Raw genomic sequence first — 11,397 nt, 5'->3', positions numbered from 1 at the left:
CATGCCTTCCTCTGATGTCCGGCGGCTGCTGGTCAGCCTGCAGCTGTCGGACTCGGCATTTCCGAGTGGTTTCTACACGCTCTCCCATGGCCTGGAAGGATTCAGCCAAGCGAGGTTGATCGCGCGTGGTGGCGTCGAGGCCCTGCTTGCCGAGATACTCATCCACTCGGTTGGTCCGGGTGACGGGACTGCGCTCGCTGCAGCTCATCGCGCCGCCCGGATAGGCGCCTGGGACGTCGTGAGAGAGGTCGATCAGCGCCTCTTTGCATCGAAGCTGAATGCGGAGATGCGCAAAGCCTCTGTACGAAGTGGTCGCCAGTTCACGGAGGTCGCCAGAGCGGCTTTCGGCGGGGCGGAGTTGGAAGAGTACAGCCGCATGGTCACGGATCGATCAACACCCGGTTGCCAGGCGGTCGCAACGGCCGTTGCCTATGCGGGCGCTGGCGTCGACACCGAACAAGCCGTCGCCTCTGACCTCTTCGCCTTTTCGGTGAGCTTCGTCGGCGCCGCGCTTCGGCTTCGGCTCACGGACCACCAGGACGCACAAGTGATATTGAACGCTGTTGCGCCCGCCATTGAGCGGGCAACTGTCGCCGCTATCAACCGGCACATCGAAGACTTGGGTGGCTGCGTGCCTATGGCCGACATCATGTCGGCCAGGCACGAGCGCGCAGAAGCTCGACTGTTTGCCAGTTGAGTGCGTCCGCTGGTTCGTTGAATCCACATCCCTACAGGAAAGAAAGAAATACACCATGAGTGAACACGTACTGCGTATTGGCATCGGCGGACCTGTCGGTTCTGGAAAGACCGCGCTCGCCGAGGCCTTAGTTCCCCTTTTCATCGCATCCGGGCACACGCCAGGCGTCATTACCAATGACATCTACACCCAGGAGGATGCGCACCACGTTCGCCGCGAACTCGCCGGAGTTCTCGATCCGGAGCGGGTTGTCGGCGTGGAGACGGGGGCATGTCCGCATACTGCAGTTCGAGACGACCCCACCATGAATCTGGCCGCCGGCGCCGAGATGCTTGAACGGTTCCCCGACATCGACACGCTCATCTACGAGTCGGGCGGCGACAATCTCACCCTGACCTTCTCCCCCGCGCTCGCTGACGTTTTCGTTTTCGTCCTCGATACCGCTGAGGGCGAGAAGATGCCGCGGAAGCGCGGTCCAGGCATCACGGAATCCGACATCCTCGTCATCAACAAGATCGATATCGCCCAATACGTGCGTTGCGACCTCGACGTGATGGAAAGTGACGCGCATCGCGTCCGTGACGGCAAGCCGGTCATCCTCACGAACGCGCTGACTGGGCATGGGGTGCAAGAGTTGCATGACCAGATCCTGGCCCAGTGGAGCAAGACGCGCGAGGAACAGCTGGCATGACGATCGAGCATGAAGTGATCAACGACGTTGGTAGTGAGCCGCCGGAATTTGCCGGCGGCTATCGCCTCCAGCGCGCACATTTCGAACCGGCTCGCGTGCCGGACGAGGTCCTGCGCTACGACGAGGCAATGGGCGACCTCGACGTGGGTAGCCCCGGCAAAGTCGGAATCATGCAGCTCGAGTTCGCGAGGGGCGAGCATCGCACAGAGCTCGCGCACCACTATCAGAAATCGCCACTGCAGATCATGCGACCGCTGTACTACGACGAACTGCGCCCAGACATGCCGTACACCTTCCTCATGTCCACCGGTGGCGGCGTCCTGCAGGGCGATCGTCTCCGGACTGACCTGACCTTTGGGCCTGGCAGCTCCGCACACGTCACGACTCAGGCCCACACCAGGGTGTACAAGATGGAGCGCAACTACGCCACGGCCATCATGAATCTGGTGGTCGGAGCCGGTGCCTATGTGGAATACATGCCAGACCCGGTCATCCCCTTCGCCAGCTCCAGGTACTACCAGCACACCAGGGTTGAACTCGATCCGACGGCCACCTTGGTCGTCAGCGAGACAGTGTATGCCGGGCGACTGGCCAGGGACGAACGGCACCACTACGACGTGTTTGCGTCTGATTTCGAGGTGTTCAGACCAGACGGATCACTCGTCGCGTTGGACAAGGTGCGGCTGGTGCCTGACGACAGCGGAGTCGAAGGGCTCGCCATGCTCGATGGGCGCGATGTGCTGTCGATGCTCTACGTGTTTACTCCGCTGGTACCCGCACAGGAGTTGGCCGACAACCTGCATGAGCTCCTCACCGGATCGACAGACGCGACAGCGCAGGACGATCCCCTTTTCGGTGTCAGTGTCCTGCCTGGCGACGTCGGCGTCTGGGTACGAGCACTCGGAAACGACACCATCGCCATGGCCAGGAGGACTACCGCGCTGTGGAGCTTCATTCATGAGCGCCTGACGGGGCTCGCAGCTCCGGCGATCAGAAAGACGTGATGAGGTATGAAGACTCAACCGTCGTACGTCCTGCAGCTCGTCAGGGTCTTCGTCCCTGTGGCGCTTATTCACGTCGTCGGATTCGGCATCTTCTTCGCGTTCGTGCAGCCCCAGCATCTGCAGCTCGGCTCTGCGGTGTTCGGGATCGGCATCGCGATCACGGCTTATCTCTTGGGCGTGAGGCACGCCTTCGACGCCGACCACATTGCAGCGATTGACAACACCACCCGCAAGCTTGTCGACATGAATAAGCCGGCGGCCGGCGTCGGACTCTTCTTCTCGTTGGGCCACTCCACCGTGGTGTTCATCATGGCAGTGCTGCTCGCCGGCGGCATCAGCTGGGCGGCTGGCCTGGCCTCCGATGGGAACCAGGCCCGAGACTGGCTAAGCGTCTTCGGCACCATGATCTCAGGGGTGTTCCTGATACTGATCGGTGTCATTAACGCCTTTGCGTTCTTCGGCATACTGCGCGTGTGGCGCGCTTCACGAGGGGGCGCCCTCAAGCAGGAGGATCTCGACCACCACCTCGAAGGCCGGGGCTTCATCAACAAGATCCTGCGACCGCTCGTGAAGTCCGTCGATCGCCCAGGGAAGATGTATTTTGTGGGGTTCCTTTTCGGTCTCGGCTTCGACACTGCGAGCGAGATCGCGTTGCTGGTCCTTGCCGGAACGGGCGCCGCGACAGGCTTGCCCTGGTACGCCGTGCTCTGCCTGCCACTCATTTTTGCGGCGGGTATGAGCCTGTTCGACACCCTGGATTCGGCAGTGATGGTGAAGGCGTACGGGTGGGCGACCATCAACCCGATTCGCAAGGTCTACTACAGCCTGACCATAACCGGAATCTCTGTGGTCATCGCGATCGTGATCGGCGGAATAGAGCTGCTCGGACTGCTCAATGAGAAGCTCGGTCTGACAGATCCGATCACATCGTGGATCGCCACTTTCGACCTGGAATACATCGGCTACGTCGTCGTTGGCACGCTCATCGGCGCCTGGCTGCTCTCGATGGCCTACTGGAAACTCGGCAAGGTCGAACAGCGTTGGAGCGCCAGTCACCCGGTGGTGGACGCTCCTGCCAAACCAGTGAAGGGCTCTGATTGACATGACTACCGCAAATGGAACTGAGCAGCACGCATCGGGATCTGCTGCGCAATGGGGCGAATCCCTCGGCCACGGCGTCTCGCAAATCTACTTTCAGGCAAACGTGTGGACGGGGTTGCTCATCCTCGCGGCCTTCGTCGTTGCAGACTGGCGGATGGCAATTCTGGCTCTTCTCGGCGCCATCGCGTCGACAGTCACCGCCGCCCTGTTCAAAGTGCCGAGGAAAGATATCGTCGCCGGCATGCACGGCTTCTGTGGAACGCTCGTCGGCGCCGCAGCCTTCGCGGCTATGGGAGGCGACCAGTGGCTGCCATACCTGATGGCGATCGTCGGCGGAATCATCTGCGCACCGATCACTCTGGGCGTGCTGTGGCTCTTCACGCATGGACCGCTGAAGCCGATCAACCTGCCGTACACCACTGCCCCGTTCTGCATCACCGCTGGCATCGTCTACGGCCTCACGATTCCCGCCCATGTCACGTCCGCGCCGCTGACGGCGCCTGACTCAGGCGGAATCGGCTTCCTGCAGTCCCTGCTGACCAATATCTCGCAGGTCGTCCTCGTCGACAGTGCCATCGGCGGTGCATTCATTCTGATCGGGCTGTTCATCGCGAACTGGAAAGTCGGTGTTGCCGCGATCCTCGGGAGCCTGATCGGCAGCCTCTGCGCTCTGGCCCTTGGCGATGATCCGGCCAAGATCTCCAACGGCCTTGCTGGCTACTCCGCCGTGTTGACGGCCATCGCCATGGCGGCCGTGTTCCTGAAGGGCGTGTGGGAGCCCTGGGTGATGGCGGTCATCGGCGCCGTGCTCACCGCACTCGTCCAATTCTGGATGGGCTTCCTCCCCGGCCCTATCTACACCTGGCCGTACATCCTCACGACGTGGGTCCTGCTGATCCTGACGTTTGTCATCCCCCGGCTCATTCGGCGGGAACACGGCGGTCACGGCGCAGAGGCCATGGCCACGGCCACGTAGTAGGCGCTCGCACGGCCAGCCTGCAGCCGCTCGCTAAGATGGGAACGAGCGAGGAGTGCCCCCTTTCCTCGCTTCACACCGCAGAATTGGAGCATTAATGGCCGAACAGTCCCGTCTCGATGCCGTCATCACCTTGGCGCAACACCGCGGATTCGTATTTCCGTCCGGCGAGATCTACGGCGGCACCAAGTCGGCCTGGGACTACGGACCGCTCGGTGTCGAACTCAAGGAAAACATCAAGCGCCAGTGGTGGAACGCGTTCGTGCGTGGCCGCGGCGACATGGTCGGCCTCGACTCCGCCATCATCCTGCCGACCGCCGTGTGGGAAGCCTCAGGTCACGTCAAGGTCTTCAGCGATCCGCTGACCGAGTCGCTGACCACCCACAAGCGCTACCGCGCCGACCACCTGTTCGAGGCGTACGAGGCGGAACATGGCCACCCGCCCGTCAATGGTCTCGCCGACATCCCTGACCCTGAGCACCCCAAGATCATCGGACAGTGGACAGAGGTTCGTGCATTCTCCGGCCTGATGAAGACCTACCTGGGTGCCGTCGATGACGAGTCCGGCATGCACTACATGCGCCCAGAGACCGCGCAGGGCATCTTCACCAACTTCCACAACGTGCTCCAGACGTCACGCAAGAAGCCACCGTTCGGCATCGGCCAGATCGGCAAGGCGTTCCGCAACGAGATCACACCGGGTAACTTCATCTTCCGCACCCGCGAGTTCGAGCAGATGGAGATTGAATTCTTCGTTGAACCGGGAACAGACGAGGCCTGGCAGCAGACCTGGATGGACCTGTGCTGGGAATGGTTCATCGACCTTGGGATGACGCCGGAGAACATCCGCTGGTTCGAGCACCCAGAAGAGAAGCTGGCGCACTACTCGAAGCGCACTGTCGACATCGAGTACCGCTTCCACTTCGCAGGCAGCGAGTGGGGCGAACTGATGGGCGTCGCCAACCGCACCGACTACGACGTCAAGGTGCACGCTGAAGCATCTGGCAAGGACCTCAGCTACTTCGACCAGAACAAGAACGAGCGTTACATCCCGTACGTGATCGAGCCGTCATTCGGCCTGACGCGTGCACTGATGGCGTTCCTGGTCGACGCATACGACGTCGAGGAAGTACCCAATGCCAAGGGCGGCATCGACAAGCGCACTGTGCTGCGCCTCGACCCGCGTCTGGCGCCCGTGAAGGTTGCCGTTCTCCCCCTGTCACGCAACGAGGCTCTCTCGCCGCTGGCACGCGGCGTTGGTGACGCGCTCCGCAAGCACTGGAACGTCGATTTCGACGACGCTGGTGCAATCGGCCGTCGCTACCGGCGCCAGGACGAGATCGGCACGCCGTTCTGCGTCACCGTTGACTTCGACTCCCTCGAGGACAACGCGGTCACCGTCCGTGACCGGGACACCATGCAGCAGGATCGCGTACCGCTTGACGAACTGCACGACTACCTCGCCGGTCGACTGAACGGCGCGTAGGCGACAGCCGCACACAGCACCCCTGGAAGGCTCCACCCACTACGCGGTGGGGCCTTCTGTGGTTGCGGCGATGATGCCCGGCGACTAGTTCGTGGCGGAGGAGTTTGACGCGTCATTCTGATGAATGACCATGCCGAACTCGTTCACTGGCTTGAACTCATCCGCGTCAACTCCCCGACGTGGCGGGGCCGGACAATTCAAGACGGTGTTGCTCAGTGAATGATCGATCGTGTGTTCGCTCATTGGCCGACCGCACACCGGACAATCTCTCAGATCGACCGTTTCATCTGCCGGATATTTGCCCACCGCTGGTGAGTCAAAGATGGGCAACAACTTGCCCTCGACCCACTCAAACAGGTGAGCGTATCTGTTGCCCCGCGGCGCATTCTCCTGGACCATGCCCCCACCCTACGCCGGGTGAGGCGCTTAGACATGAGGGATTCTCGGCCGGATTATTCTTCGCCGAACCCTGTTTCAACGAGGTCTGCGAGAGCGTCGACGGCCTCAGCGGCACCGGGACCTGAAGATGAGATTTCAGCCACGGCGCCCCTCGTCAGCCCAAGCGACATGATGCCGAGGAGGCTCTTGGCATCCTTGCCGTTCACCGTGACCGGCACAGGGAGAGTGCTGGCGAGCTTGACGAACTCGGCTGCTGGACGTGCGTGCAAACCGGCTTTGTTGCGCAGGGTGACTGACCGGGTGACCGTATCCGAAGCGTCAGGCACCGGCGCAGGACCCTGGGCTGGTGCACCGACTTCTGCCTCTGGAATGAATGCCGTCCCCGCAGAGTGCGCTGCCTCTGCGACCGCATCGAGGCTTCCGCCGATCTCTGCGGCGACGGCTGCGGCAACGCCACCTTCCACCAGAGGAGCGGAAACGATGCGCACACGTGCACGCACGTCGTCCTCCAGGAAATCGAGTGCGGTCTCCGCGGTGAGGATCGCGGAGCCGAGGTCGCACAGGATCACGACGCCGTCGCCGGCATCCGCCTCGCTGATGCCGGCCGACACCTTCTCAAAACTTGTTCCGATCCGGTCGTCATCGGTGCCGCCTGCTGCGTACAGGCTGACCTGTGGCGCCATCTGGCGAGCAAGCTCAACGAGCCCTTCAGCGATCTTCACACTGTGCGAGACGAAAACGACGCCAACGTGTTCTGACATACCGCTCACGCCTGCGCCTCTGCCGCAGTGTCTGCCGCAGCACGAAGCAACAAGGCCGTAGATTGGGCGCCAGGATCCCGGTGCCCGATGGCACGGTCGCCGAGATAGCTCGCGCGTCCCTTTCGTGCCACCAGGGGCTCCGTGGCCGCAGCGCCCGCCTCTGCCGCGTCTGCAGCAGCGGAGAGGACGCCGGCGGCATCCGCTCCCGCGGCCGCAGCGTGCTCAGCCGCGTCGACCGCGGGAGTCCAGGCGTCGATCATTGTCTTGTCGCCGATTTCTGCCTTGCCACGAAGCACGATGCCGTCGCGTGCGGCTGCGAGCAACGTGGCGATGGTCTGGCCATCGAGCTCAGGGGTGGCAACAGGGGCGGCTTTGAGATATGCCGTGCCGTATAGCGGCCCAGCGGCTCCGCCAACCGTGGAGATCAGAGTGGTTGCGACGAGTTTCAGGATGTCGCTCGGTGTGCGGTCGGCCGGCAGCGTATTCAGCTTCGGCACCACGGCCTGGAAGCCTCTGTCCATGTTCTCGCCATGGTCGCCATCCCCTATGTCACGATCCAGGGTGTTCAATGCGCTGCGATTGGTTGAGATGACCTCCGCGCTCCGGCGAAGCCATGCCTCAACCCAGGCGACATCCACGCTCATCCGTTTCCTCTACTTTCCCCACCGCAGGGCGATGGTCTGCACAGGGGCATCCCACAGTGCCGTCAGTTCTTCATCCAGCTTAAGCACCGTGATCGACGCTCCCTGCATTTCCAGGGAGGTCGTGTAGTTGCCGACGAGGGTTCTGGTGACCTTGATGCCCTTCGCAGCGAGAACCTCTGCTGCACGCCTGAACACGATGTAAAGCTCCACCAGCGGCGTACCGCCCATGCCATTCACGAACAACAGGACATTGTCGCCAGACACGAAGGGAACATCGTCAATGATCGGGCCGAGAATACGGTCGACAATGGCGTCTGCAGGCTCGAGCTTGATCCGCTCACGACCGGGTTCGCCATGGATGCCAATGCCAATCTCGATCTCATCGTCGGCGAGCACGAAACTTGGCTCCCCCGCGTGCGGCACAACGCACGGCGTCAGGGCCACCCCCAACGTCCGTACCTGCGAGTTCACTTTCTCCGCAACAGCCACGACGGCGTCCAGGTTGTCACCGCGTTCAGCAGCAGCACCCGCGATCTTCTCGACCAGGACAGTGCCTGCGACGCCTCTGCGGCCGGCCGTGTACAGCGAATCCTTGACTGCAACGTCGTCGTCGATGATGACCGAACGCACCTCGATGCCTTCAGCGGATGCCAGATCGGCCGCCGTCTCAAAGTTCAGCACATCCCCCGTGTAGTTCTTGACGATGTGCAGGACGCCCGCGCCGCCGTCAACCGCCTGTGTGGCGGCCAGGATGGGGTCGGGAGTCGGTGACGTGAATACCGGACCTGGCACAGCAGCATCCAGCATGCCGAAACCGACGAACCCACCGTGCAGCGGCTCATGCCCGCTGCCGCCTCCGCTGACAATGCCAACCTTGCCGGCGACAGGGGCATCTTTCCTCACGATGAAGATCGGGTCATGCGAGACCCTGACTACGTCACTGTGCGCCGCCTCGATGCCGGCGACCGCTTCGGCCACAACGTTCTTGGGGTCATTGATGAGCTTTTTCACGAGCGTCCCTTCGCCAGCCACCCAGGGCACCGTCATCGTCTTTGATGTCGGCTTCAACCCCACGTGTCGTTGCCCAACTTACGCGCTCCGGCGCCACGCAGTAAGTACCTGCAATACGCGCCCCGAAATTCCTCGCCGTAATTTACATTCCCTGAATTGCCCCACAGGGCTAAGGTTGTGCCAACCGCTCGTCGCCATGGGACACCTCCGGCGTTCCCCTGGCCTCATCTGAAAGGTCAACGTGGACAATTTAGGGGTCGTATTTCTTTCTGAGATCGTGGGCACGGCAATGTTGGTCCTGCTCGGCTGTGGTGTCGTAGCCAACGTCGCGCTGGCCAAGAACAAGGGCTTCAACGGCGGATTCCTAATGGTGAACATCGGCTGGGGCCTCGCGGTCTTCTGCGGTGTCATCGTGGCGTACAACTCAGGCGCCCACCTGAACCCGGCAGTGACATTGGGTTTGGTGGCCTCAGGAGCGACGGAGTTCGGTTTAGGAGTTCCGGTCAACTTCCTTTCCGTCATTGTGTACATCGCGGGTGAGATGATCGGTGCCTTCATCGGCGCCATCGTCGTCTGGCTCGCGTACAAGCAGCACTTTGACGCTGAGCCTGAACCGGCAAACAAGTTGGGCGTGTTCTCCACTGGTCCTGCCATCCGTTCATACGGCTGGAACCTGGCCACCGAGATCATCGGCACGTTCGTCCTGGTATTCGTCGTCATCGGCTTTGGTGGCGGACGACAGGGTGACGGGGGGCTGGCCGCTCTCGGCGCACTTCCGGTTGCACTGCTCGTGATCGTGATCGGTACGTCCCTCGGTGGACCAACCGGTTACGCCATCAACCCTGCTCGCGACCTTGGACCGCGTATCGCGCACTTCGTGCTGCCGATCAAGGGCAAGGGCGGTTCAGACTGGTCATACTCCTGGGTGCCGGTCGTAGGGCCGATCATCGGCGGTGTCCTCGCCGGCTGGGCCTCGCTCGTCCTGCTGCCGATCATCACGTAATTCCTGCACACGGGCCGGTTCACATCGTGAACCGGCCCGCTCAGTATGTGCGACGACACGTTTCAGACGACATTTTCAATGGAGAAAAACAATGAGTGACTACATTCTCGCAATCGATCAGGGCACGACCAGCAGCAGGGCCATCATCTTCGACAAGGCAGGGTCGATCATCTCAACCGGCCAGCTCGAGCACGAACAGATCTTCCCCCAGGCCGGCTGGGTCGAGCACGACCCCAAGGAAATCTGGAACAACATCCGTGAGGTCATTGGCCAAGCGCTGTCCAAGCCCAACCTGACCCGTCACGACATCGCAGCGGTCGGCATCACCAACCAGCGCGAGACCGCTGTTGTCTGGGACAAGACCACGGGAGAGCCCGTGTACAACGCCATCGTCTGGCAGGACACCCGCACGCAGCCCATCGTCGATCGCCTCGCAGCCGACGGCGGCGTTGAACGCTTCAAGCAGAAGGTCGGCCTTCCGCTGGCCACCTATTTCTCCGGCACCAAGATCGTGTGGATCCTGGAAAATGTTGAAGGCGCACGGGCCAAGGCAGAAGCGGGAGACCTGCTCTTCGGCACCACCGACAGCTGGGTGCTGTGGAACCTGACCGGCGGAGTGAACGGCGGCGTGCACGCCACGGACGTCACCAATGCGTCCCGAACCCTGTTCATGGACCTCGAGACCCTGCAGTGGGACGACGACATTCTCGCAGCGTTCAATGTGCCGAAGTCGATGCTTCCAGAGATCAAGTCCTCGTCGGAGGTGTACGGCATCGTCGAGGAGCACAGCCTGCTTCGGGAGGTGCCGATTGCCGGCATCCTGGGCGACCAGCAGGCAGCAACGTTCGGCCAGGCAGCGTTCGACAAGGGCGAGGCCAAGAACACATATGGCACGGGTAACTTCCTGATCTTCAACACCGGCGAAGAGATCGTGCACTCCAAGAACGGCCTGCTCACGACGCTCGGATACAAGCTCGGCGACGCCGCTCCGCACTACGCGCTCGAGGGAGCGATCGCCGTGACGGGCGCCCTCGTGCAGTGGTTGCGCGACAACCTCGGCATCATCAACTCGGCCTCCGACATCGAAGCGCTGGCCGCTTCGGTCGACGACAACGGTGGCGCGTACTTCGTCCCTGCATTCTCTGGCCTCTTCGCCCCGTACTGGCGCTCGGATGCCCGCGGCGCACTGGTGGGCCTCACCCGCTTCGTGAACAAGGGCCACATTGCCCGTGCAGTTCTCGAAGCGACGGCGTACCAGACCAGGGAAGTCATTGACGCCGTCAATGCAGACTCTGGTGTGCCATTGACCGAGATCAAGGTTGACGGTGGCATGATCGCCAACAACCTGCTGATGCAGTTCCAGGCCGATATTCTCGGTGTGCCCGTCGTTCGCCCCGTCGTTGCCGAAACCACGGCACTCGGCGCGGCATACGCTGCCGGGCTGGCCGTGGGCTTCTGGAGCGGGCTCGACGAGCTCAGGGCCAACTGGCAAGAAGACAGCCGTTGGACCCCGTCACTCCCCCAGGCTGAGAGCGACAGGTTGCTTCGTAACTGGAAGAAGGCCGTCACGAAGACCTTCGGCTGGGTCGACGAAGACGTCGTCTAAACCCGTCACGCTACCCAG

The 11,397-nt window shown here is 62.1% G+C and carries 12 protein-coding genes; 8 read left to right on the top strand and 4 right to left on the bottom strand.

Annotation, left to right across the window (positions count from 1 at the left end; translation table 11 throughout):
- Position 1: 1 nt before the first annotated feature.
- From AC25Y4_RS03990 to AC25Y4_RS03965, 6 genes are all read left to right on the top strand, one after another.
- The gene (locus AC25Y4_RS03990) at positions 2-697 is read left to right on the top strand and encodes an urease accessory protein UreF (RefSeq protein ID WP_488119070.1); all 696 of its coding nucleotides are present in this window, start codon (positions 2-4) and stop codon (positions 695-697) included.
- A 55-nt stretch (positions 698-752) separates the two neighbouring features.
- Entirely contained in the window at positions 753-1,388 is a 636-nt protein-coding gene (gene ureG / locus AC25Y4_RS03985) for an urease accessory protein UreG (RefSeq protein ID WP_488119069.1), read from the top strand.
- A complete protein-coding gene (locus AC25Y4_RS03980; protein WP_488119068.1) occupies positions 1,385-2,392 on the top strand; it encodes an urease accessory protein UreD in 1,008 nt (335 codons plus the stop codon). The genes ureG and AC25Y4_RS03980 overlap by 4 nt, the downstream gene beginning before the upstream one ends.
- A gap of 6 nt (positions 2,393-2,398) precedes the next feature.
- Positions 2,399-3,493, top strand: a complete 1,095-nt coding sequence (locus tag AC25Y4_RS03975; RefSeq protein WP_488119067.1) for a HoxN/HupN/NixA family nickel/cobalt transporter — start codon at positions 2,399-2,401, stop codon at positions 3,491-3,493.
- A 1-nt stretch (position 3,494) separates the two neighbouring features.
- The gene (locus AC25Y4_RS03970) at positions 3,495-4,469 is read left to right on the top strand and encodes an urea transporter (protein ID WP_488119066.1); all 975 of its coding nucleotides are present in this window, start codon (positions 3,495-3,497) and stop codon (positions 4,467-4,469) included.
- A 97-nt stretch (positions 4,470-4,566) separates the two neighbouring features.
- Entirely contained in the window at positions 4,567-5,955 is a 1,389-nt protein-coding gene (locus AC25Y4_RS03965) for a glycine--tRNA ligase (protein ID WP_488119065.1), read from the top strand.
- An 84-nt stretch (positions 5,956-6,039) separates the two neighbouring features.
- On the opposite strand, the gene AC25Y4_RS03960 is transcribed toward AC25Y4_RS03965, so the two are convergent.
- From AC25Y4_RS03960 to dhaK, 4 genes are read right to left on the bottom strand one after another with little or no spacing between them, the layout of a single operon-like run.
- Entirely contained in the window at positions 6,040-6,354 is a 315-nt protein-coding gene (locus tag AC25Y4_RS03960; protein ID WP_488119064.1) for a hypothetical protein, read from the bottom strand.
- Between the two features lie 53 nt (positions 6,355-6,407).
- Positions 6,408-7,115 (bottom strand): dihydroxyacetone kinase phosphoryl donor subunit DhaM, encoded by a 708-nt coding sequence (dhaM, locus tag AC25Y4_RS03955; protein ID WP_488119063.1) that lies wholly within the window; start codon positions 7,113-7,115, stop codon positions 6,408-6,410.
- A gap of 5 nt (positions 7,116-7,120) precedes the next feature.
- Positions 7,121-7,759 carry a dihydroxyacetone kinase subunit DhaL gene (dhaL, locus tag AC25Y4_RS03950; RefSeq protein WP_488119062.1) on the bottom strand — a complete coding sequence of 213 codons (639 nt, stop codon included), beginning with the start codon at positions 7,757-7,759 and terminating at the stop codon, positions 7,121-7,123.
- 9 nt (positions 7,760-7,768) lie between these two features.
- Positions 7,769-8,770 carry a dihydroxyacetone kinase subunit DhaK gene (dhaK, locus tag AC25Y4_RS03945; protein ID WP_488119519.1) on the bottom strand — a complete coding sequence of 334 codons (1,002 nt, stop codon included), beginning with the start codon at positions 8,768-8,770 and terminating at the stop codon, positions 7,769-7,771.
- 289 nt (positions 8,771-9,059) lie between these two features.
- On the opposite strand from dhaK, the gene AC25Y4_RS03940 reads away from it, so the two are divergent.
- Together AC25Y4_RS03940 and glpK are read left to right on the top strand one after the other, a co-directional pair.
- Positions 9,060-9,773, top strand: a complete 714-nt coding sequence (locus tag AC25Y4_RS03940) for an MIP/aquaporin family protein (protein ID WP_488119061.1) — start codon at positions 9,060-9,062, stop codon at positions 9,771-9,773.
- A gap of 91 nt (positions 9,774-9,864) precedes the next feature.
- A complete protein-coding gene (glpK, locus tag AC25Y4_RS03935) occupies positions 9,865-11,379 on the top strand; it encodes a glycerol kinase GlpK (RefSeq protein WP_488119060.1) in 1,515 nt (504 codons plus the stop codon).
- Positions 11,380-11,397: the final 18 nt, after the last annotated feature.

This window comes from Leifsonia sp. Y878 (genome assembly GCF_057669685.1).
Note: the sequence above shows the minus strand (reverse complement) of the source record. Positions and strands in the feature narration are given on the sequence as shown.